Source organism: Comamonas sp. 7D-2, from assembly GCF_022749555.1.
Classification (GTDB): domain Bacteria; phylum Pseudomonadota; class Gammaproteobacteria; order Burkholderiales; family Burkholderiaceae_C; genus Comamonas; species Comamonas thiooxydans.
Map to the genome: position 1 here is coordinate 3465556 of NZ_CP094238.1, position 21984 is coordinate 3487539.

Sequence of the window (21984 nt, forward strand, 5' to 3'; positions counted from 1 at the left end):
AGCGCAAGCAGCTATTAAATTTGATTCTCTGAAAAGAACGCCCAAGCCATGCGGTAGTCATCCTCACGATTGGCGCGCACAAAGGGAGCCACATAGGTGCGCTCGACTTCGCGGGGGCCGCCGGGTAGTGTGTCGTCCATCACCCATTGGGTAATCACCGTGCCATCGGGCACTTGGGGTTTGCCACCGGCGTGCAGTATTTCGGGGCTGTCGCCTGCTTCGACGTTGGCGTAGGTCCATAGGTCTTCCCAGCCAAATTGGTGATTAAAGACCTTGCCATCAGGCGTAGTCATGCGGGTGCGTGGTGTTTTGGGGCCGCCCTTGCGCGGCAGGCCCACGCCGACTAGGCCCTTGCTGTTGGTAAAGACGATGCGGCCCGTGATGTCGTACCAAGTGTCGCGCTCGTAGCCTTGCATGACGGGGAACTGCACGCGATAGATGAGCAGCAGCTCGTCCAGCGTCAGGCCCAGGGCTTGGGCCACCAGCACGTCGATTTCGACCAGGGCCATGCGGCGGGCGTAGTCGCTGCGCAGGGCGCAGTCGCGCGTCCAGGTGCTGGTGAGGGCGGGCCAAAAATCGTGTGGCAGGCGCGGGTTGCCGGGCTGGCTCCAGCTTTGGTCGGCAAAGTCCAGGTCATAGACCTGCTCCCACAGCGGGGCGTAGTGGGTGGTGAGGCAGTTGAGAGCGAGGTAACGGCTCGAAATCGCTGGCAATGACGGCAACAAAGGAACCTTGTCAACCAAGTCCCCCCGCATATCACCTTTGCCGGTGCTCTTTATCAAGAAGTCGAACGGTACTGACGCAAGTGCGCTGGAGAACGCCACCATTTCTCGTGGCTCTTGAAAAGTAATTGAAAAACCACCGTCTATGTGCGCCACACCCGGCGGCAGCAGGATGCCAATAGAGGTTCGCTCCATTGATGTGCTGATTGCCCGCCGATGCACATGCCTAAAAAACTCCGTCACCGGCCTGCCCTGCGTTTCGCCCGGCTCCAGCCAACTGACGCGCGGCGTGCGGCGCAGGTACTCGGCGCGGTCGGGCATGGGACGGTAGTTGGTGCGCGGCAGGTAGTCGTCGGGCAGGGTTTCGAGGTCGATGATGTCGTAATGCCCGTTGGCAGTGCAGACCTTGCGCGGGGTTTTGTTGAACGGGTTGGCCAAAAAGAAATGCGGACCAGATAGCACCCAGTCGTGCGGCGTGGCGGCAAAGCCGGGGTCGGTGTTGGGGCGGCGGGTGATGGTGCCGTCCTTCTGCTGCATGGTTTCGTGCCACATCTCGGTGGAGACGTAGCCCTCGCCCACATCCGCCAACCGGCGCGGGTAGGCGGCCAGTTTGGCCAGCACGCTGCCCAAGGCCCCCGCGTGCAGCGCGGGCAGGCGGGCGCGGCGCGCCGGGGTGCCGGGCTCGTCGTAGAGCTGGGCAAAGGTGGCCAGCGCGGCCTCGTCCACGCGCACGATGCGGTCGCGGTGGCCGGTGGTGTTCCACTTTCCGACCTCGTTTTTGTAGCCGCCCACCATGCCGGTGCCGTCGTGCAGGTAGCAGGCATCGACCGTGGCGGGCGCAAACAGGTTGGCCAACTGGTCAAAGCCTGTTGAGGCTTGTGCAGTGCCGTAGATATTGATGCTGTATTTGGTGTGGTGGTCTACCTCGGCAAAAAGCTGCAACTCGTTCACAAAACCAAAATGCCGCCGCAGCCGCGCATACACCGCCTCGCGCAGGTTGCCGCCCTTGGGGTCGTCGTACGGCCCTTCGGGGTGCAGCAGCCCGGCCACGCCCTGCGCGCTGCTCAAGCCCCAGGCCAGCGGCATAAAGCATTTGTAGAGGTTGGTTTGCACGCCTTTGAGCAGCGGGTAGTTCTGCACCGCGTTCAAAAAGGCTTGCGTGCCTTCGGCCTCTTCCAGCTCTTGCAGCCAGTCGGCTTGCAGGCCGGGGAACTGGGCAAAGGCTTCGGCGCGCAGCTTGGCCAAATCGCTGGCACTGATTTTTCGGATGGCAAACACGGGATTGCGCTCGCCCAGAATGCCGGCCTCGTTCCACTCCACCTTCAGCCAAGGCGGGTTGCCCAAAATCAGGTCAAAACCGCCCCCGGCGCGGCCAGCGGTGGCTGGGCCTGCGCCCAGCAGCACATCGGCAAAGCACAGCTCCCAGTGCATAAAGCGGCGCTGCGCGGCAATGCCTTCCACCACAGGGATGCGGCTAAACAACTGGCGCAATTTGCTGATGCGCAGCTGGCCCAGCTTGTCGTGCAGGCGCGGGGCTGCGGACTCGGCCAAGGGGAGCTGAGTTGCAAAGCCGTCCAGGCTGGGCTGCACCTCGGGAATGACGACGGTTTGCGCGCTGGTTGGCGTGCCGGGCTGGAAGTCAAAGCCCGCCTGGGGCGTCACGTCGATGACGTTGCCTTCCAGAATGGCGCCCACTTCCATCCACCACTGCTCGCGGCTGGGCAGCGCGTGGCTTTGGCTGATGGGCCAAAACCACAGGGCGCACCAGTAGTCCATCACCAGCTTGAGGCGGCGAAACGGTGTGGCCAGGTCTCCGTCTTCGTTCAGCAAACCCTGCTGGCGGATGGCTTCTTTTTGTGCGCGGCTGATACGGCGGCTGTGGCTTTTACTACTGCTTTGATAGCTGTTTGCGCTTGCTGGGTAAGCGCTAGAGGCTGATTTGGCTTGTAATTCGTGGCGCATACCGTGCGGCCAGATGGGGGTGGCATCTTCGGTGCGGGCGCGGTCGCGGGCCAGGGCGGCGCGGTGTTCGGCCCACAGGGCTTCGACCTGCTGGCTGAGTTGCTGCAGCCGGGCCATTTCGTGCGCGGCCAGCGGGGCGCAGAAGGCTTTGCGCCAGGTTTTCAGGTGGGCAAATTCGGCGGGGTAGAGCTTTTTGGCATCCTTATCGCCATAGTCGGCCATGCCGGGGTCGGGCAGCAGAAAGTGCCAAATTTCATCGGGGCGGCGCGGCGCATCGGCTGTGGCGCGGCGCGGGGGTTCTTCGTGCCAGGCGGGTTTGGCGCCTTTTTTCAGCGCTGCAGCTTTGAACACGTGGTGGCGCGCGCCAATCAGGCTGTTGCCCGCAAACAGTTGGTAGCCAAACCAGGGCACGCGGGCGGGCAAGGGTTGCTTTGTGACTTCATCCAGTTCCCCATAAATGGCGTTGAGCCACAGGGACACTTCGGCCAGCTCCACGGCCACGGGGTTCAAGTCCACTCCAAACACATTGCGGTCGGCCAGGTGCATGCGCACTTTTTGCAGCTCTTGCGCGTATTGGTCGTGGGGAATGCGTTGTTTGAGCTCGGCCTGTTTGCGCTCCAGATAGGCCTCGGCCAACTGGTTCACGGCTTCGTTCAAGAAGGCGGCGCTGCCCATGGCAGGCTCACAGACGGTGAGCGTCAAGATGTCATCAGCCTTTTGCACGCGGCCGTTTTTCTCATCGAGCAGTTCTTTGAGCGCGTATTTGACCAAACACTGCGTGAGCACCTGGGGGGTGTAGTAACTGGCGCTTTTTTGCCGGTCGCGCCCCGCCAGGCGGTAGATGAAGCTGCCTTTGGGGTACATGCGCAAGCGGCGGCGGCCGTCTTCCACGTCGTACACCTTTTCATCGTCGCGGTATTCGTCAATGCGGCTGCGGGGCACAAACCATGCGTTTTCCAGCATGTCGGCGCTGCTGTCGGTGTCGCGCGCTTTGCGGGTGCTGGTGGCTTCGGCTTCGTCGCTGTCGTCACCCTCGTCATCGCTGGCGGCAGCGCTGGCTTTTTTGGGGGCGGGTTTGACTTCGTACAGGTCTTCCTGCGCAAAGAAACCGCGGTAACTGAGTAGTGCTTCATACACCGCGCCCAACTGGTTGATGGACAGCAGCTGGTAGCTGACGCGGCCCGAGCGGCGGCCTTTGCCGTTACCTTTGCTCAGTGACAGCAGCTTAATGACCCGCTGCCACACCAAGTTGGGAAAGCACACCTTGGAGAGCAGCGGCACGGCGCTGTCGTCAAACAAACGGCTGTCCAGTGGTGCCAGTGCAAAGGTGTCTTTGGCACCTTGCAGCACGGGCAGGCTAGTGTCGCGCACATCGCGCAGTTCGGCCTGCTCACCCGCCAAGCCACAGCCATGGGCCACCAGGCTGAACAGGCGGCGCAGGGTTTGGTCAAAGTAGGTACCTTCTTGCGCTTGGGGAGTAGGCAGGGGCTGCAGCTCCAAGTCGCGCAGGCTTTCAAGGCTGTAGCCTTTGAGGTAGACCTCGCTTTTGCTGATGGGCACATAGCCCAGCTCTGGCCGCGCCTCGATGTAGAACATGAACAGCAAGCGGTAGACCATGCGCAGGCATTCCAGGCTGAGGTCGCCCGCGTCGAGCTTGTATTGACCCGAATACACGCTTTTTTTGTGGCCAATGGCCTGCGCTTCCAACTGGCTGGCGGCTTCGTTGCCCAGCAGTTCAATGGCTTCGCGCAGCGCGTATTTGAGGTCTTCACTCACGCCAAAGGCGTGCTTGTGGGCGTTCTCGTCCAGGCTTTCCAGCAGGCTATTGCCTTCGCCGGGTGCAAGACTGTCTTTGTGCAGCAGGGCTGCGCAGGCTTTGAGGGTGTCGGCATCTTTGCGGTCCAGGATGTCGGCCCAGGCAAAGCGCAGGGCACGGTTGTTGGGCCATTTGTAGCGGTCCAGCAGCAGCCATTCGTCCAAACCCAGCAACAGCACATAGCGCGGTGGCTGCTCACCGCCAAAAACGGCGTCAGACAGCAGCTCAGCCCACGACTGGCCCTTGATTTGGGGCGGCAGAGGCTCTGCGCCGTAGTGGAAGGCGGTGAGCTCGTGGTCTAGCAGGTCATCTTCTTCACGGCTGGGCTGGTAGGCCGGGATGATGGCCAGGCGCTGGCCTTGGAGATGCCACAGCGGCACAGGCAGGCCGATGCTGAACTCATGCAGCGTGCAACTGCGCGGTGGCTGTGCATAGCCCAGTGCTTGCAGCAGGCCGGTTTGCATTTGCACAAAGCTGTGCCAGCGCTCGTTTTCATCTTTACCGCGCTGCACTTGGTTGCGCAGGGAGAACCAGCGCTGTGCCCAGCCTTGCAGGCGTTTGGCGGGGGCGCGGTGAGCCTCATCGCCAGGGTGCTGGGCTTCTTCAGTATCCCAGGCAGCAAGGCGGTCTTTGATGTCGCCCTTGAAGACTTCAGACAGGTAGTGGTGGCTGTAAAACTCGTTTTCGTTGGCAATGCCAGCGAAGGTTTGGACGGCTTCTAAAACTCGCATGGGGGATTACGCTCCGGCGCTTTCGGGGTGACAGACTGCGGCAATGACCTGAATCCAAGGCTGGGGTTCGGTGGTCAGGGTGTCTTGCACCCACAGGCGGTAGTCGTCAAAAACGCGGTTGATTTGTTGGGTGCGCTGCTCTAAACGGCCACGCTTGATGGTTTCAATCTGGCCTTCAAGGTCCAGCGCGAGCTGCTCGACTTGTTTGCCTTGCAGGCGCTTGAGCTCTGCCAAGGTGTCTTGCAACCTTGTAGAGAGCTGCTGGGCAAAGCTGCTTTGCTCCTTGACCATGTGCTGGTGCATGGTGGCAACTGCAGCGGGCAAGGCGGCTTGCAGGCTTGGCATCGCCGGGTGACCGGCTTGCAGCAGCCCACGGTTGGGCAGCTTGCCAGCCTTGAGGCCCGCACGGGCGGCAAAGTCGTCAAACGATTGCAGGGTAAAAGCGCCTTGGCCCTGCGCATTGGGCACGCGATGCGCCACCTGCCACTGCACCAACAGCGGCTGGCCTTTGCGGTTAGGCACTAAGCCCATCAAGATAAAAGCTTGCTCTTGGGGTTGCAGCCTCAAACACTCCAGCACGGGTGCGCAGTGGCGGCCAAATTGGGTGAGCACGCGGTCGCCCAACCATTCCATGATGGGGTGTTGGGGCCACAGGTAATGCAGCTGGGGCCAGCTTTCTTCCTCCGCACGGGCTTGGCGCGCAGTTTCAATGGCTTGGGCCATGCGCTCACGGTTGGCCGTGAGGGTGTAGTAGTCGTTGTCGGCCTGGACTTCTTTGGGCAATTGCTTGAGACGCTCTTGCAGGTCGCGCGGGGCTGTCAAAGCAATCATCTGGGTGTCATCGGCAGGTTGCCACTGGCACAAGGTATCGTCTTTGTTGAGCTGCGTCAGCGCGGCCTTGGCGTAGTGGTAGTCGCTGTCAAACAGCGAAGCGGGCTCGTCAATGTGGTCGGTGCTGCTGCCCGTGTGCTGGGCCGATTGCTGGGCCGCAGTGGTGGTTGTGTCCGGGGCTGTATCGGCACCGCCGCCAAATAGCTCCATCAAAAAGTCTGCATCGTTATCGCTGGTGTTGGTAGCTGCGTGGTCCAGCTCGGCTTCCACCTGCTCGGGCGTGGCGCCTTGGGCCATGTAATCACTGACTTTTTCAACTTCCTTTTCAGGGTCGTAGACATTCAAGAAGGCCGATGGGTCGCCCAAGTTGAAGTTGGCCTGCTCGTCTTTGCGCTCCAGAATTTCCAGAATGCGCAGGTCACCGCGAATCTTCTCGTTTACGGTTTCGGTGAACAGGTAAACGATGTGCGGCTGGTGCTGCTGGCCATAGCGGTCCACACGGCCATTGCGCTGCTGGAAGGTCATCAATGACCAAGGCAGGTCAAAGTGCACCAAGCGGTGGCAGAAGTAGTGCAGGTTCAGGCCTTCGCTAGCCACATCAGAGCAGACCAGTACACGGATGGGGTCGTCTTTACGGCCAAATCGCTCGACCAGCGCTTGCTGCTCGATGTCGCTCATGCTGCCGTGCAGGACTTCCAGCTGCTTGGGCTTGAGCTTTAAGTCGCGCGTGAGCTGTTCTTTGAGCCAATGCAGCGTTTCAATGCGCTCCGAGAAAATCACCAGGCGGTCACCCGCGTCGTCTTTGTTCCAGCCAAATTCACTGGATTGCAGCTGCTCCAACAGCTTTTGGTAGCGGCTAAAGCTTTTGGCGCTGGTGTCATTGACAAGGGTGAGCAGGGTTTCTTGAAACTCTTGCAGGCCAGTGACTTCGATGCGCTCATCGTCCGAGATGGCTGGGCGACCTTGCAGCAAGGCAATGCGCCGCTGCGTGGATTCCAAGGCAGCTTTGGGGCTGGAGAACAGCGCTTTTTGCATGCCAATACGCTGCAGCTCTTGCTGGCGGCCTGCTTTGTGATTGCCGCCTTGGGTGAAGCGAATGGCCAACAAGGCACGGTAAGCAGCCTCTTCTTCAGCAGAGGCGCTTTGGCGCAAGCAGGTGGTGATGCGCTCTTGAAAGTCTGCAGAGACTTGGTCTCGGATGTCTTTTTTAAAGCGCCGAATGACCAAGCCTTTGCTGCGGAAGTCTTGCGGCGTGTAGTGGTCGGGGTCTGAGATGGCTGTGGGGTCCAGCAAGCTCATCAACGACGCAAAGCTGCGTGCCGAGCCATCGTGGGGCGTGGCCGAAAGCAGCATCAAGGTGTCTGAACGGTTGGACAGCAACCGCGCCAAGCGAGCACGCCGCGACAAGCCCGATTCACCCGCACGCGCAGCCACGTTGTGGCATTCGTCAATGACGATGATGTCCCACCACGCGTTTTCCAGGTAATTGCGGTACTCAAGATTGCTCTTGAGCGTGTCCATGGAAATGATGCTGCGGTCGAAGTAATTGAAAGGGTTGTGATTGGCTGGGATGCGGTTACGCACGCGCGCCAAGCCCAGTGAGTCCAGTCGCACCAAGGGGATGGAAAAACGGCTCCACCACTCTTTTTGGAACTGCGTGAGCATGGCTTTTTGCGTCACCACCAGGATGCGCTTGCCCCGGCCGCGCTGAATCAGCTCGGTGGCCAAAATGCCGGCTTCCAGCGTCTTCCCTAAGCCCACTGCGTCAGCAATCAAGATACGCGCACGCGGCTGGTGCAGGGCTTGCAAGGCAGGGTCGAGCTGATAGGGCACCAGGTTCATCACCCCCCTATGCCCCAGATGGATGTGCTCATCATTGGCGATGCTGCGCCGACGCATGCTCTCCAAATACAACATGGTGGCGTTGTAAGTGGGACTGGTATCTGCGACCAGCTTGGTGTGTGCTGGGTCCAGCACCTCAATCGGACCTTCAAGCTCGGTCAGAAACAGTGCTTCGCGCCCTCGGACGAGTTCCGAAATGCCGTCACAGGTTAATAACCATCCACCATCTGTGGACGGGTCTACCCGCCGAACCAACCACTCTTCATCACGGATAACGACACGGGCACCAGGCGCAAATGAAATCATGCTTGAAATTCTGAATATTTTTATAAAGGGTCCAAGGGCTTTCTCCTGAAGCGCCCTACTTCTTATGCTCTAAATTGGACTTAACCACTCAGAAGCAGCCATCGACCTTCAGACGGTGCTATTAAAAATGACTGCACCCTAACCGCTTGTTACAGGCATAACGATAACAGCTGTCTGCAGCGGTAGAGCTCTCAACAGGTGGAATATAAAGTTTCCAAATCCGTTATCAGCCATGCAAAAAGCCTGCTTGGCTTTCAACGCACCAAGCAGGCTTTTCATCCTTCTCTTCCAATGTCTATCGATTCAAAGCATCTTGAATCGCCTTCACTTCCCTCAACTCCTCGCGAACTTCTTTGGCCAGTTCACGCAGCAGGGTCCTTTTGCCACCTTTCCAGGCATTACGGGCTACGGCGGCCTTGCCCTCTGCGCTTTTGGGTCCTGTGCTCTGGGTCCAAGGCTGCCATTGTCGAATCAGTTGCGCCTGTCGTTTGCGACGCTCCGGTGTCCAGGATGTTGTCATGCTTGGCCTCTTCCAATAGTTTGTTTGGCGCACTTTCGATTTTTCCCGCACGCGGTGCAGCAGGAACCCTCGCAGGCACGCCGTTGTTGACTTGCTGATGGCCGTGGGCAATATTGGCCTGCTTGATATAGGGCTGAGGGTTCTTCATGACGGAAAGCGTCTCCGCCGTGGCGCGAGCCTGGGCTTGCGCCTTGAATGCCAGGCGGGTGAGCGTCTCTATACCCTTGAATGAATCCTGGAGACTGGCGCGCTGCGCGAGGTTGCTGAACATTTCATTCAAGGTCAGCAACTGGTAAGTGAGGATGCGCTCAACGCGCGCAAAGTCGCCACCCACAACCTCATCACCCGCTTTCTTCATCGAGGCAACCAAGTCCATCACATCCATCAGCGGGTTGGTGTTGGCATAGACCTGAGTGGTCGCACTCATCAAGGTTCCGTTGGCCACAGCCTCTGCCAAAGCTTGTGAACCCGTCTGCCCATGCTGGAGCTGCAGTTGCGGGCTACGCGGGTCACGCGCTACCGCACTGTCTTTGCCGTTTTGGGCACCTTTGGCTTTGAACTTTGTCATATGCCCTCCTTGTCTTTCAGATATTGATCGGACCGGATTTTGTAAACACGCACAAAGCGGCCATGAATGCGCTGACTTTTTGACTTAACCCCCGTGGCTGGGGCAACCAAAAGCTGCGCCGAACGCAGGCTCTCCAATGCACGCCCAAAGTCAAAGCCCTTCAAAGCTTCACGCAAGCCGTCGGTGGTGAACAGATACTCCATGCCTTCACCCGTGGATTGCCACCAGCCCGCTCTATCACGCACCATGGTCTGCACGCGCTCGTCAAAGGGTCCAGTAGCATCCGAGAAGCGGCTATCCCCATGGCGCTCAATAAAGGCCAGCACTGCCTGAGTGATTTGGTCTTGCTCGGCATTACCACCGACCTCACCACGCCCAGCCTTCCAGGCCTCAAAACCCACCATGGCAGCCTGAATGGCATCTCCCTCCTGCCAGTTGGTGATGCCATAGCGGGTGGCCAGTTCGCCCGCCAGCGCCAGCACCGCCAGGCGCGCGGCAGCACGGGCGGGCTGCCCATCACCGCTTGCAACGCCCTGCATCAGCTGGTTTTTGATGGCCTCCAGTTGGTCTGTGTGCGCTGTGCCGTCACGGGTCAGCTTCTCCAGGAATGCTCGACCCGCTGTGCCATATTGAAGCAATGCAGCGCGCTTGAGCGCATCCGAGAATGCCGGTCCACAGCTATGGTGATGCAACTCATCCCAGGCGCCAAAGCGACGCTGCACTGGAATATCCAGCAAGCGCACCGCCTGTCCTGCTTTGACGCGTTGACCCGCATCCAGCATGCTGGTGGCAATGCTGCGCTCTCCTGTGCTGAGAATGCTGGAGCGCCAGCGGTGCACTGCGCGAGCGGCTCCCATACGGCTGGCACGCTGTTTGCCACGACCATTGCCCAGCATGTAAACAACTTCTCCAACGTCACGTGGGTCGCACTCGCTGATTTCATCCAATGCAAGCAAAGAGTCGTTGAAAAGTGCGGCCGCACCTTCCAGGCCGTTAGCCGTGGTGCGCCAGCTGCGGCGAAAGCCATCGCCACCCCACACGCTGGCCGCGGCTTGCAAGGCCGTGGTTTTGCCGGTGGAGCTGTCACCAATCAGATGCAAACCACCCGATTCAGCACCCACCAGCGCCAGCACAGGCCCGGCAAAGGCCACGCACAATGCCAGCACCAGCATGGGATTGCCCACCGCTGCAGCTGCAATACCTTGTTGCCAGCCGTCCAGGGTTCCGCGCTGGGTGTACTCATCCGCCCCTTTGACTTCGCTTTGAAAGGTGACGCGACTGGCCTGCGGGCCAATCACACAGTCCGGCAAAGCATAGGCTTTGAACTGACCGCCCGCCCAGCCCGTCTGCAAAACGGCTTCCATCTGGCGCTTGGGTGTCTGACTCTGCAGGAAGTTCACCAGCATCTGGCGACCTGCATTACCGGGGTCAAGGTGCACTCCCATGGAAAGCAGCACGCCACGCAAGTCAGCGGCATCGCTGCGCAGCATCTCCATAGGCATGGCCCACTGCCCCCACTTGCCCAAGGTATTACGAAAACGCAGGAGGCGGCCGAAGTTGCCTCCGGCATGGTCATAAGTCACAGCGTCAACATGCAGCGGGCTGCAAATCCACTGCTGTACCAGCGTGGGCGGGTTCTCGCCTTTACCGGGCTTGATACCGAAATACCAGACGCCTGCGCGGTATTCGCTGCCATCGGCCGCTTGATAGGACTCATCCAGCACCACAAAGCGTGGACGTTCCTTGTCTCCGGGGATAGGGTTGTAGCGTCCGTTCACATCCATTTCAACAATGGCTGTGACTTCTTCATAAGCGGAGTCATTAAAGGTCATGGGAAAGGCCCTCCATGACCTCTGCAAAGCACTCGTGCACGACACCAGTGCCTGCCAGTGCAGACAAGTCGTTAAAGTCCGTCGCCTTGCCCGGACGATTGGCTGGAAATTGCGGCATAACAACCAAGCCACCAACGGCCATGGCTGCAGCGCGGGCAGCAGTCAAGCCTGGATTGCCTTCCGTCAGATGGTCATCATCAGCCGCAATAATGATGGTGCACTCGGGGTTCTTCTGCTTCAAGGCCTGCGCCACAGGCATCAGATTGCTGGCACTGAATGCCGCTGCCAGCGTCAAATTGGTTGCTTCACGGATGCTGTGAGCAGTTGCTACTCCTTCGCACACCACCCATACCGAGCTGGCTTGACCAAGGCCGTAATAACAGCCTCGTACACGACCACCCGTCATAAAGCGCTTATGCCCCTGCGGCGTAATGCTTTGCACGCTATGCACCATGCCATTGGTGTCATGCAAAGGCACCAGCAGCATTTCCCCATCGACACGCAACTTGTAGCCTTGTACGCCTTTAGCCGTCAGATAAGCATGCTGGCCCACAGGCAGCGCCACCTCCCATTTCTTCGTTGCCGCCACCTGGGTTTGCTGCTGGCGCTGCAGGGTGCCGGCATCACGCAAAGCTTTGGCCACCTTAATGCGCTGACGCAGCATGCTGCTCTCGGCATAGGTCAGCGTATGTTCAGGCTTGCTGCTCCAGGTTTCAGTCAGGCCCGCGCGCCAGCAGCCGAATACACCGGCAGGTACAGCACCGTCGTGCAGAACATACCAGCCAGAAAAATCACCGCGCTTGCCACTGGTGCTAAAGCGATGCAGCAAACCATCCGAATAGACCGTCTCTGGAGGCTGGAGACCGGCCGCCTTTATCGCTTGGGCGAAAGCAAAGACAGGCGCACCACGGTAGGTAGTAGTGGAGTGAATAGGGGACATCACTGGCCCCCTTTCTCTGCCAAGCGATGGCGCCCCACCAGGCTAAGGCGGTATCGGCCAGCTTGGACAGACAGGCCATCGCAGTCAAGCACACTCACTCTCTGCATCTCGATGGCGTCATAGCCCCAGCGAGAACGCAGTTGACGGACAATTTCTGGGCCATTCGAGGCTCCAGCAATGCTGTCAATGGCCTCACGGCTGATCCAGTCGTTAGTGTCAGCCAAAGCCTTTGCAACGCGCATTTGACGTGGCGTCATGGGTTTGATGCTGCTAGGATAAGAGCCATTACCAGTGGCGCTCAGTTCTGCTTTTTTGTGGGACTGGGCGTTTTTCTTGGACGTCATTTTTTGCCACCCTTCTTTGCACGAATACGTTCAACGATGTAGAAGATTGCGAAGATGAACATCACTCAACTCCCTTCGCTACCGCCAGAAACTTCGCTTTGCAGCGACGCTCATGGCTTTTAGCCTTGAACAAGGCAGCGTATTCATCGGTGGTAGCTTTCATCATGGCCATCCACTCCTGAGAGCCACGCTCGATGTAAACACCCTCCATATCATTGAGTTCGCGCCATTCCAAATAGGCCCACTGGAGGCCACTCTTGCAGCGCTTAGAGTTTTCAATGGCGTGTGCGTAGTCAAGCGCAACGCCAGCCAGGGTGTTGAGGGTATGTTTGACGCGCACCATCACTGCACCTCCAGAACCGAGCGGATACCAGAGGTGGACCAGGCAATGCGATTGCCAATCTTGATGGGGTTCAAGCGCGGGTCGTAGCTACCGCGCATGTGCTGCTCACGCAGAGTTTGAGGGCGCAGCAGTAAATAGTGAGCGCATTGCTCGGTGCTCACGCGGGGGCGTGTTTCTTGCTCCAGTGGAGGGAACTTGGTTTCAAGAGCAGCACGGCAGATATCAACGCTGTATTGAATGGAATGCATGGTTTGCTTTCAACCCAGCAGCACTGGCTAGGTATGTGCAAACTGTTTTCGGAGCAAGCCTTGCCCCAAAAGCGCGACCAACGCCCCTCAAACCCGCATGAATACAGGTTTTTACGGGGCAAGGCATTTGCCCCGATTTTTTTGCCCTATTTGCCCCGTGCGTTGGAGATAGATAGCTGTCGATGTCTTGCACTCGATATACCCTTGAGTGCATGGCGTTTGATGTAAGACCCTTTCAATGGCTTACCTCCTTCCCCAACGACCCCCTTAGATCGAAGCTCATTTGCCACATGGTCGGCAATTTCTATCTGAGACGGGTAACAGTGCAGTTTTTTCCGACTATTGATGTATTCGCGTGCAAGGCTCTGAGCTTGTTTAGTCCATTCAGGCATAACCTTCAGCACAGTTGCCGATACTGCCTGGGATTGCGCGCTTGCCACACCATTTTCACTGCACAATCCAGTGCTCACGATGGCCTGCGCAAAGCCTTCCATCAAAACCTCACGCCAGTCTCCACTCAGCCCCCATGCCTCCGGGCTGAAGTTTAGGCGGTAAGCTTTCGCATCGTAGGATTCCCGATTAGCCAGCGCGCGCAAACTATCCGGCCCATATTCACTCTGATAGGCGGCCTCGAACTCATCACGCCAGACAAACACACCAGAGGGCAGCAAAGTCCAAGATTCTTGCCTCCACTGCTGGTAACCCACCTCATAATTGGTATGCGTTTCTTTGATGCGCGTGCTGCAGGCATCCAGCCCCCGGACCACCCAGCTTTCCCATGCTCGTTTTTCGGTTGCTACATAGGAGCCATCACTGTTGAGCTGATAGGCACACAAAGACTCAAACGCCGGAAGATGGAGAAATAATTTTTCATCACCTGCAAAGATACGTGCGACAAAGTCGGGTGATATTTTTTTCCAATCAGTCAGCAACGGAATAGCACGAACCGGAATGGCCTCACGGCCTTCAATAGTGACGATGACTTTCATTGCATCCTCCCGAATGCGCTCCCAAATAGAAAGCCCCAGCAAGCAAGCGGGAGGTCTGGCTTTTCAACCCAGTATCGAGGCGGGCCTAGCCAGGGCGTAAACATGTAATGCCCTTAACTGTATATGCATACATTGGTTTGCGCCAGTCCCTATAGGTGCGTGACACTATGTCAAAGGATTACTCAGGCGTGGATAGGCTGGGCCACCAAGCGAACCCCAAGGGCACCACAGACCCGGCGGATGGTGTCAAAGCGCGGCTGGCTGCCAGGGCGTAGCGCCTTGTAAAGAGCCTCGCGGGTCAGGCCGCTGGCGCTGGCAATCTCGGTCATGCCACGGGCGCGGGCAATCACACCCAGAGCGTTGGCCAGCTCTGCGGGGTCGTCTTCTTCCAGCACCAAGGATAGGTAGGCAGCCAGGTCTTCATCGGTTTTCAGGTGCTCTGCCATATCAAAGGTGGGCAGGTCTGCAATCTTGGTCATGGTCAGTCCTCCAGGGTCTTGGACAAAGCAATCGCGGCCTGAATGTCGGCCTGCTGGGTGGACTTGTCCCCTCCGCCCAGCATCACCACCAGCACATCACCGTGCTGCACGTAGTACATGCACCAGCCAGGGCCGAAGTCCTCGCGCAGCTCATGCACGCCATCACCCACGGGCTTTGTATCTCCAAGCGGGCCACGCTGCACCTTGTCCAGTCGCTTGGCAAGGCGGATGCGCGTCATGGTGTCGCGCAGGCCGAATAGCCATGCATCAAATTCAGCGGTTCGCTTGATGGTGAACATGGGTCTATTGTAATCGTTCGTTCACACAATGGACAATCCACACCAAGGGAGAGGTAGCAGAGGCGGGGATTGCTACTGCTTCTATAGTAGTAAATGCATATATCTATTGAGTGTGACACCTGTGACACCTACCTAATACATAGTGTCTCACTCTAAGCTATTGATTTATAAGGTCGTGACACCTGAGACACCAGTGACACCTACAAATTCAAGTCGCGTGAAAGATATTCCCCGGCTGGCGCAGCTCTACCTTTACGGCTGGTGTGCCACGAGCTTTGGTGCCCGGATGCTGGAGCTGGTATCCGTGCTCGGTATCCAAGCTTGGTATCCATGGAAAGCGCTTCTAAGACCTACAGCACAGCGCGCAGCTTGCCGGGCTCTGCCTTGGCGTCGAACTGCACCCCAGCCTGCTCCAGAATCCATGCCTCGATGCGCTCCAAGAATGGGCGCAGGGCATCCACACTGCGGGGCCGGTAGCCCTCTGCTGTGGCGCTTGGTTTGTGGCCCATCACCTGGGCAATCGCTCCGGCTGGTGCTCCGGCTGCCTCAGCAAGTAGGGAGAAGCTGCGGCGCAGACCGTGGAAGGTCAGGCGCTCGATTGCGGCAGATTGAAGCGCCTTGCTGTGGCATGAGCGCACATCAACAATGTGGCCCTTCTCCCCCGTACTGGCGAAAACGAACTCCCCCACCCTTGGCAGCCCTGCCAACATGTGGTGCAGATATGAGGTCAGCGGGATGGTACGGCTGTCCTCTACCTTGTCGGCCAGGGTCAGCTTGCACCACCTGAAATCCACATCCTTCCAGCGCAGGGAAGCCATTTCCTCACGGCGGGCACCAGTCAACAACAATGCACGCAGATAGGCACTAGCCGTGCGGTTGCTCAGCTGCTCAACACCAGACCACCACGCCGCGACCTGTGCCGTCTCCAGAGCATCAGTGCGCCGAGTCATAGCGGGCAGGTTCTGCACGATGGCCGGGGCCTGCCCTGCCTCGCGGTCGGTCATGGCTCTATATTGAGGCTGTGAAGCACACCAACGCAGAAAGCCCCGGAACATCATCAAGGCCCGCGCAGCTTGGTGCTTACCGGATTTGGCTTCTTGGTCATGCCACTGCTTGAGCGAGTCCTCATTGATTCCAGCCAATGGCAGCGCCAGCAAAGGGTACAGCGGGCCGGGGCGGGTCAGCCCCTGCCCTCTTTTCTTGGGCACACCACCGGGCGCAGCCATTTTGTGCAAGTCCTCTAGGTAGCGCGGCTTCCATGCATCCCGGCGCTTGGGCCTGCCATTCTCAAGATACAGTGGCCACACTTCCCCCACCGTCAACGCCTGGGCCTGCTCCCGCTGGCGCAGGGCTTCTTTCTCGGCCTGCTGCTGACGCTCCAGTTCTCTGGGGTCTTGTCCACTGTCCAGCGTCACAGCCAGGTGGCGGCCTTCGGTACGGGCTTGCTCAATCGTCCAAGTTCTCACGTCTCCAATGGTCCGGCTGAAAAATGCCTTCTCCTTTGTCTTAGTCTGGAACACAAAGGACTTCGCCCCCTTGGCGGTCACGCGCACACACAGGCCGGGTATTTCGCTGTCGCGCAGAAACGCTTTGTCTTTGCCATCTGGACATGCCAAACGCTCTATCAAGCCCACGGTCAGGACATGACGTTCGGAGAGGTTTATTGAGGCATCTTTTTTGGGCCTGGCCATGGATTGCGTCCTTCGGGTTAATGGTGCTCGGGATCCATGCATCCCCCATGCATCCCCAAGCACCCTATTTTGCCCTATCCCAACCTATGAAGATGCTGATTTTTTGAACAGTACAAATTACATAAGCTGTTGATTCATTATGAAAACTCTATATCAACCTATACCAACACATGCATTTACCCGGTCATTCGTAATGAGAAGGTCGCGTGTTCGATTCATGTCTCCGGCACCAGAATAAAAGCCCCAGGTTCGCAAGAGCCTGGGGCTTTTTCTTTTGCAGCTACTCGGTTTCATCACGATTTGCGCATAAAAGAACAATGCTTTATAATCTGCGGATTGCTGCGTGGCACTTGCCCTGCGCAGTATCTCTCAGGCAGTTCTCACGTTGCCCACGCTTGGCTCCATACAGTCATAGCACTCCATGGCAAGAAGCTTAAGCCACCCGCAAGCGGCTGGCTTATTTGATCCCGGCTCATCAGAGCTGGATTCCTTCATTTTTCATTGGTCGGCATGCCCTGCCCTGGGTTTGTGCCGCCCGTTGACTCGATATGCACACAGAACAAATCACAGAGCGTGTCGGCAACTACATTGTGACTGCCCTCACCCAAATGACTCACTCCGGCAAGGTTGCTGCAGCGGTTTCCATCCGACGCGGAACCTATGACCGGATTTTCAGGTTTATCCGCCAGTTCGACACTCCGGATATGGCCAGCAAATATGCCCTCGCCGAGGGGCGCAGCATGGTGCTGGACAACCAGTTGAACTGACCTCTTTGTTGAAAGGAAATATTTTGGCCAAAGAAGAATTGATTGAAATGCAAGGCAGAGTGGACGAGGTTTTGCCGGACGCCCGTTTTCGTGTGACGCTGGACAACGGCCACCAGCTGATTGCCTATTCCGGCGGCAAGATGCGCAAGCACCGTATTCGCGTGCTGGCAGGCGACAAGGTAACGCTGGAGATGTCTCCCTATGATCTGAACAAGGGTCGCCTGACCTTCCGTCATATCGAGCGTTCCAACAACAGCAACCCTGCGCCGCAGCAGCGCCGCCACTAAGCCTCGGCGGTTGATCTGGTGCGCTACGGCGACCAGTTCGACATGCTTGTGTCAGCTGCAGGATCACGGGGCCGCGCAAGCACCCGGCCTGCAGCTCAATTGCCAGCTCTGCCTGCTCCAGATGCAGATCGCAGAGGTCAGCTCTGGCTCTTCGATGCTCGCACTGCCTTCAGCGCGTGTCGATATGGATCGCTGAGGCACTCTCACGCCATTTGCTTGAGATTCCCACAGCCTGCACATCCAGCCTGACCAGCCTGGAATCAGGTATGCACAAAGTCCGCCACCAGTCATCGGTGGCGTTGCTATACCCAGCCTCATCCCAGCTCCAGCCCCTCGCTGCAAGTGTTGAATTTCCTTGTAGATCTGCGACCTTCCTGCACGTAGCGCTGGCCTCGATGCAGGTCATAACTATCAGAGCCAGCATCAACATGATGCCCTGTCGTAAATCATGCGATAGGCCAACCTCCCTGCGTTTGCGGGCACCAGTGTTCAGGCCAGATATTCGCAGGAATACGCCAACCGGCTTCGGTGCTTTTGCTGCGTCCTGCGCCAACCTCCTGGCCATGGATCGACAAATACCTCCAGGCAGCGTTCCCCTTTGGCAAGACTACGGATTTGAAATGATGGCTCGCGCCCTCAGATTGCTTGAATGTCGTCCAAGGATCCGAGAGATCAGCGCCGACAGCTCAGCACTCGGCACGATTGCGCCCAGCCGCCTTGGCCCGATACAGGGCTTGATCGGCCGCTTCAACCAGATCCAGCGGACTCGCCAGTCCATGCCTACCCTGCATGCTTGCCGCTCCTACGCTCACAGTGACATGGCCGAATTGGCTGGACTCATGGGCAATGTCGAGTCCTCGTATGCACTTCAGCAACTCCTCGGCAACGCGCATGGCCCCCTCCAGCGCGGTATTGGGAAGAATGATGGCAAGTTCCTCCCCACCGTAACGTGCTGCCAGATCCCCTGAGCGCTTGGCCGACAGCTCCAGCTGCCGCGACACCGCTTTCAGGCATTCGTCGCCGGCGACATGACCATAGCGGTCATTGAAGCCCTTGAAATGATCCAGATCGATGAGCAAAAGCGAGAGCACCGTCCCGTCACGCGCGGCACGCCGGACCTCCAGTTGCAGTACCTCGTCGAAGCGTCGCCGGTTCGCCAGCCCTGTCAACGAATCCTGGGTGGCCAACCGCTCCAGTTTGAGGTTGGCATCCAGCAACTTCTCACGCACTGCCATCAAGGATGTCTCTGCCTGCGCACGCTGTCGGATGAGCAGGATCAGGCGCCAGCCTATCAGTGTGACAACTGCCAGCAGGCCTAGCACCACACCAGCCGTCAGCAGCGCCTGGCTTCGCCAGGCTTGCAGTGCCTCATACCGCCCCCGGGCCACCACCGTGAAAACGGGATAACGATCATTGCTCCTGAAGGCATATAGCCTTTCCGTTCCATCTATGCCGGACTCAAAGGACGCCGTGCCGGATTTCAGGTTTGAGTAATAGCGCAGAAAGTTAGGGGAGCGAGAGAAGTCACGCCCCAGATCCTGTTCACGAAATGGATAACGCACCAACAACTGTCCGCTGGTCGTTGCGAATCCAATAGACCCTTGCTCGCCGACATCGATCTTGCCGAACAAGTGCAGAAAGTTCTCTATCCCCAGCACGACAACGATGACCCCGGCAAAGTCACCCTTTTGGTTCTCAAATCGCCGGCTGATGGTAAGCACCCATTCACCCGTAGAGCGGCTGCGTATGGGCGCACCGATGAAGATCTCGTGCGACGGGTTATCGCGGTGGTATGAAAAAAAGCGACGGTCAGCGCTGTTGGTTCCCTCGAGAAATCCCCCTCTCGATGACATGAGCCATTTACCGCTCGCATCGAGGACGAGCAATTCATTGAGCTGGGAAAGCAGATGTTCCTGGCGACCGACCAGCTGCTGCATGCGCACAAGATGCTCAGGCGTGGTGCCCTGCACCTCCAGGCGCTCAAGCATGCCGAGCAGCAGCATGGAGCTCTGGGTGAAGCCCCCCTCGGCATAGGTGTTCAGCGTCTGTGCAAGATTGCGATTGTTGGTATCAATCTCGCTCAGAGTGCGCTGATGTGCCGACCAGATTTGCCAGCTGGTGGCTACCAGTACAGAAACCCAGATTACCAACAACAGACTGGTCGCCAGCTGCGCATCGCGCTTGGCAGCCAGAACTTTGCACCCGCCATCACGACTGGTGACGCTGGTCTCCCTCTTCTTCTTTCGACACCACACCTCGACATTCCTCTCATCGTCAACCTGGCAAGAACGGCACTTTTGCATTGCCTGCAGCTCCCCTGCTCAGATTGGACAGGGTAGGGACGAATTTTCCACCATCTCGTGAAACGACACGGGACAGAGCCGCAGACGAGGCCGAACCTGAAGCTACGATTCAATCGCTGCCAACAGGGCCGCAGCGATCATTCCTGCTCAAGGAAACATGCGGCACAGCTCCCAGGGCGGCCAGGGCTGCGGCAGCATCCGACAGACCGTGCCTGGAAAGACATTCAGCCTGCTTGGCTTGCCGATGGAAACGGCTGGCAGACGGGTGATCCATCCAGTGAGCAGGACATGGGATCACCCCCTGTGGCGCCATCGATCCGGCGATAGACAGCGCCAGAGCCGAGCCATCTCTTGACCGCACGCGTCGGCCAAGGCGACCAACGCGACACCATCATGGAACAGTTGCCCGCAAAGCAGCCCAGCACGTCTCAGAATTGCAACCCTGCAGCTTCAAAGTCTCTTCAGGCGCAGGTGTGTTCCGGGAGAAAACCGGCGAACCGGCCCAGCCCAAAACGGTCTTGCGAGGCGCAGCCAATCCCGGCGCCGGTTTGCGAGATCAATGTCCGTCTCCTGAAGCCATGGCATTCGAGTAGCTGTGTCTACTACCACGGTCCAGATCAAAGCAGTTATCCATTGAAAAGCTATCTTTTGAGTAGCTTGTTCCGCTTCAATTTACTTAATTTCAGATAGAAATCATGTCAAAGCTAATGTATTTCAAGCACAAGCCGCTCTCTTTTGCATAAGTACCAGCACCTCACGCACGTCCAGCGCACAGTCACAGCACAAATCTCGCTCATGAATTGATACAGTCTCTTCGGTGCATTGCGCTTATGCTCGCAGCGTTCTGAAACCGATGCGGCCATGGCTTGGGCCATGGACTGCCCCACCCACAATGAAGAAAATCCTTGCTCTTGTTTCCATCTGCCTGCCTGTGGTGCTGATTGCCACGCCACTGAGCAGCCAGGCACATGATCGTCATCACCATCACCACAAGCGCGAGCACAAGGAAGAGTACTGGGACGGCCACTGCAAAGTGGAGCGCAAGTGGAAGAGCAATGGCGAGTACAAGGAAAAGCGCAAGTGCAGAAACCGTCCAGATGCCTACTATGCGCCACAACCGGTTTATGTAGCCCCGCCCCAGCCGGTATATGTCGCGCCGCAGCCGCAAGGGCTGGTGATTGATTCACGCATCGTGCTCAGGCCCTGAGCCGCTATTCGCCCAGAAGGCCGACAGCCTCCGCTGCAATCAGATCCCAGACCAAGTGCGCGACGGGCGATAGCTCACGCTGCTGGCGCTTGACCAGCATGATGCTGCGCTGCACCTTGGGCACCAGGGGACGGCTGACCAAAGCGGCACTGCCAGCTGCCGCAGTCCTAGCAGTCTGAGCTGCCCAGGCCGAGGGAATGGCGAGACGCGGCACCACGCTCAAACCCAGACCTTGCTGCACCATGCTGTAGATGGTGGCCGTATGCCCTACCTCCTGCACCACCGATGCAGCCGCGCCATGCGCCTGTAGTGCGGCATCGATCAAGCGACGGCTGCCCGATGCATGATCGAGCAGCACCAACGATTCACCGGCCAACTGTGCCCAGTGCACCTCTTTCTTGCGCGCCAGGCTATGCGAGGAAAGGCAGACCAGACAAAAAGGCTCGGTCAGGATGGTCTGTGCATGCAGATCCTGTTTCTCGGATGGGTCGATCACCACCCCAAAATCCACCTCGCCGCTGCGCACGCTGAGCAGCACATCGCTTTGAATACGATCGAGCAGCTGGATATTGACGCCCGGCGACTGCTGTCTGCCACGCGCAATGCATTGCGGCAGCAGGTTGGCGGAAAGCGTGGGACTGCTGGCCACCTTCACGCGGCCCTTGCGCTGTGTCGCCAGGCCTTGCACTTCGAGCAGGCAGGCATCGAGATCCTCGAGCACGCGCGAGAGATTGCCCAGCAGCAGACGGCCTGCCTCGGTCAGTTCCACCTCACGCGTGGTGCGATGCAGCAGCAGCAAGCCCAAGGCCTGCTCCAGCTCCGTCACATTGCGGCTGACGGCAGGCTGGGTCAATGCCAGAACATCGGCCGCACGACTGAAACTGCTGCTTTGGGCCACTGCCACAAAGGCACGCAGTTGACGCAGACTGATATTCATATCAAAAAATTATAGGTCTA

Annotated in this window: 17 protein-coding genes; 3 read left to right on the forward strand and 14 right to left on the reverse strand. The window is 58.2% G+C overall.

From position 1 onward, the window contains the following. Positions 1 to 14: 14 nt before the first annotated feature. The 12 genes from MPZ60_RS15985 to MPZ60_RS16040 all read right to left on the reverse strand — a co-directional run bounded on the left by MPZ60_RS15985 (position 15) and on the right by MPZ60_RS16040 (position 16463). The gene (locus tag MPZ60_RS15985) at positions 15 to 5231 is read right to left on the reverse strand and encodes a hypothetical protein (RefSeq protein WP_034358549.1); all 5217 of its coding nucleotides are present in this window, start codon (positions 5229 to 5231) and stop codon (positions 15 to 17) included. Between the two features lie 6 nt (positions 5232 to 5237). After that, complete coding sequence (locus MPZ60_RS15990) at positions 5238 to 8210, reverse strand: DEAD/DEAH box helicase (protein ID WP_034358551.1); 2973 nt, start codon at positions 8208 to 8210, stop codon at positions 5238 to 5240. Positions 8211 to 8608: 398 nt separating this feature from the next. Beyond that, positions 8609 to 9175: a hypothetical protein gene (locus tag MPZ60_RS15995; RefSeq protein WP_165571841.1), complete on the reverse strand. Its 567-nt coding sequence runs from the start codon at positions 9173 to 9175 to the stop codon at positions 8609 to 8611. 119 nt (positions 9176 to 9294) lie between these two features. Beyond that, on the reverse strand, positions 9295 to 11130 hold the full coding sequence (locus tag MPZ60_RS16000) for a DUF927 domain-containing protein (protein WP_080746132.1): 1836 nt from the start codon (positions 11128 to 11130) through the stop codon (positions 9295 to 9297). Continuing rightward, positions 11120 to 12070, reverse strand: coding sequence for a toprim domain-containing protein (locus tag MPZ60_RS16005; RefSeq protein WP_052057663.1), 951 nt, complete (start codon positions 12068 to 12070; stop codon positions 11120 to 11122). Before MPZ60_RS16005 ends, MPZ60_RS16000 begins: the two co-directional genes overlap by 11 nt. Continuing rightward, a complete protein-coding gene (locus MPZ60_RS16010) occupies positions 12070 to 12414 on the reverse strand; it encodes a hypothetical protein (protein WP_034358553.1) in 345 nt (114 codons plus the stop codon). The genes MPZ60_RS16005 and MPZ60_RS16010 overlap by 1 nt, the downstream gene beginning before the upstream one ends. Before the next feature lie 61 nt (positions 12415 to 12475). Continuing rightward, complete coding sequence (locus tag MPZ60_RS16015; RefSeq protein ID WP_034358555.1) at positions 12476 to 12757, reverse strand: hypothetical protein; 282 nt, start codon at positions 12755 to 12757, stop codon at positions 12476 to 12478. Further along, positions 12757 to 13005 carry a hypothetical protein gene (locus tag MPZ60_RS16020; RefSeq protein ID WP_034358558.1) on the reverse strand — a complete coding sequence of 83 codons (249 nt, stop codon included), beginning with the start codon at positions 13003 to 13005 and terminating at the stop codon, positions 12757 to 12759. Before MPZ60_RS16020 ends, MPZ60_RS16015 begins: the two co-directional genes overlap by 1 nt. 146 nt (positions 13006 to 13151) lie before the next feature. Then, positions 13152 to 13994, reverse strand: a complete 843-nt coding sequence (locus MPZ60_RS16025) for a hypothetical protein (RefSeq protein WP_131324717.1) — start codon at positions 13992 to 13994, stop codon at positions 13152 to 13154. Between the two features lie 182 nt (positions 13995 to 14176). Beyond that, a complete protein-coding gene (locus MPZ60_RS16030) occupies positions 14177 to 14473 on the reverse strand; it encodes an addiction module antidote protein (RefSeq protein WP_187771848.1) in 297 nt (98 codons plus the stop codon). A gap of 2 nt (positions 14474 to 14475) precedes the next feature. After that, positions 14476 to 14772: a type II toxin-antitoxin system RelE/ParE family toxin gene (locus MPZ60_RS16035; RefSeq protein ID WP_034358561.1), complete on the reverse strand. Its 297-nt coding sequence runs from the start codon at positions 14770 to 14772 to the stop codon at positions 14476 to 14478. A 350-nt stretch (positions 14773 to 15122) separates the two neighbouring features. After that, the gene (locus MPZ60_RS16040) at positions 15123 to 16463 is read right to left on the reverse strand and encodes an integrase family protein (RefSeq protein WP_034358562.1); all 1341 of its coding nucleotides are present in this window, start codon (positions 16461 to 16463) and stop codon (positions 15123 to 15125) included. A 548-nt stretch (positions 16464 to 17011) separates the two neighbouring features. Between MPZ60_RS16040 and MPZ60_RS16045 the strand changes: the two genes are divergently transcribed. Beyond that, positions 17012 to 17230: a hypothetical protein gene (locus MPZ60_RS16045; RefSeq protein WP_003053604.1), complete on the forward strand. Its 219-nt coding sequence runs from the start codon at positions 17012 to 17014 to the stop codon at positions 17228 to 17230. A 23-nt stretch (positions 17231 to 17253) separates the two neighbouring features. Further along, positions 17254 to 17517 (forward strand): translation initiation factor IF-1, encoded by a 264-nt coding sequence (gene infA / locus MPZ60_RS16050; RefSeq protein WP_003061434.1) that lies wholly within the window; start codon positions 17254 to 17256, stop codon positions 17515 to 17517. Between the two features lie 686 nt (positions 17518 to 18203). On the opposite strand, the gene MPZ60_RS16055 is transcribed toward infA, so the two are convergent. Continuing rightward, the gene (locus MPZ60_RS16055; protein ID WP_034358565.1) at positions 18204 to 19772 is read right to left on the reverse strand and encodes a sensor domain-containing diguanylate cyclase; all 1569 of its coding nucleotides are present in this window, start codon (positions 19770 to 19772) and stop codon (positions 18204 to 18206) included. Between the two features lie 940 nt (positions 19773 to 20712). Between MPZ60_RS16055 and MPZ60_RS16060 the strand changes: the two genes are divergently transcribed. Continuing rightward, a complete protein-coding gene (locus tag MPZ60_RS16060) occupies positions 20713 to 21027 on the forward strand; it encodes a hypothetical protein (protein ID WP_034358567.1) in 315 nt (104 codons plus the stop codon). A 4-nt stretch (positions 21028 to 21031) separates the two neighbouring features. Here the strand turns inward: MPZ60_RS16060 and MPZ60_RS16065 are convergent, their stop codons facing one another. Next, entirely contained in the window at positions 21032 to 21964 is a 933-nt protein-coding gene (locus tag MPZ60_RS16065; RefSeq protein WP_034358569.1) for a LysR family transcriptional regulator, read from the reverse strand. Between the last annotated feature and the right edge of the window lie 20 nt (positions 21965 to 21984).

What these genes read in the sequence shown, in the direction of transcription:
- MPZ60_RS15985 (WP_034358549.1), bottom strand. Translation starts at nt 5,231, where the DNA reads ATGCGAGTTTTAGAAGCCGTCCAAACCTTCGCTGGCATTGCCAACGAA.
- MPZ60_RS15990 (WP_034358551.1), bottom strand. Translation starts at nt 8,210, where the DNA reads ATGATTTCATTTGCGCCTGGTGCCCGTGTCGTTATCCGTGATGAAGAG.
- MPZ60_RS16000 (WP_080746132.1), bottom strand. Translation starts at nt 11,130, where the DNA reads ATGACCTTTAATGACTCCGCTTATGAAGAAGTCACAGCCATTGTTGAA.
- MPZ60_RS16005 (WP_052057663.1), bottom strand. Translation starts at nt 12,070, where the DNA reads ATGTCCCCTATTCACTCCACTACTACCTACCGTGGTGCGCCTGTCTTT.
- MPZ60_RS16010 (WP_034358553.1), bottom strand. Translation starts at nt 12,414, where the DNA reads ATGACGTCCAAGAAAAACGCCCAGTCCCACAAAAAAGCAGAACTGAGC.
- MPZ60_RS16015 (WP_034358555.1), bottom strand. Translation starts at nt 12,757, where the DNA reads ATGGTGCGCGTCAAACATACCCTCAACACCCTGGCTGGCGTTGCGCTT.
- MPZ60_RS16020 (WP_034358558.1), bottom strand. Translation starts at nt 13,005, where the DNA reads ATGCATTCCATTCAATACAGCGTTGATATCTGCCGTGCTGCTCTTGAA.
- MPZ60_RS16025 (WP_131324717.1), bottom strand. Translation starts at nt 13,994, where the DNA reads ATGAAAGTCATCGTCACTATTGAAGGCCGTGAGGCCATTCCGGTTCGT.
- MPZ60_RS16030 (WP_187771848.1), bottom strand. Translation starts at nt 14,473, where the DNA reads ATGACCAAGATTGCAGACCTGCCCACCTTTGATATGGCAGAGCACCTG.
- MPZ60_RS16035 (WP_034358561.1), bottom strand. Translation starts at nt 14,772, where the DNA reads ATGTTCACCATCAAGCGAACCGCTGAATTTGATGCATGGCTATTCGGC.
- MPZ60_RS16040 (WP_034358562.1), bottom strand. Translation starts at nt 16,463, where the DNA reads ATGGCCAGGCCCAAAAAAGATGCCTCAATAAACCTCTCCGAACGTCAT.
- MPZ60_RS16045 (WP_003053604.1), top strand. Translation starts at nt 17,012, where the DNA reads ATGCACACAGAACAAATCACAGAGCGTGTCGGCAACTACATTGTGACT.
- MPZ60_RS16060 (WP_034358567.1), top strand. Translation starts at nt 20,713, where the DNA reads ATGAAGAAAATCCTTGCTCTTGTTTCCATCTGCCTGCCTGTGGTGCTG.
- MPZ60_RS16065 (WP_034358569.1), bottom strand. Translation starts at nt 21,964, where the DNA reads ATGAATATCAGTCTGCGTCAACTGCGTGCCTTTGTGGCAGTGGCCCAA.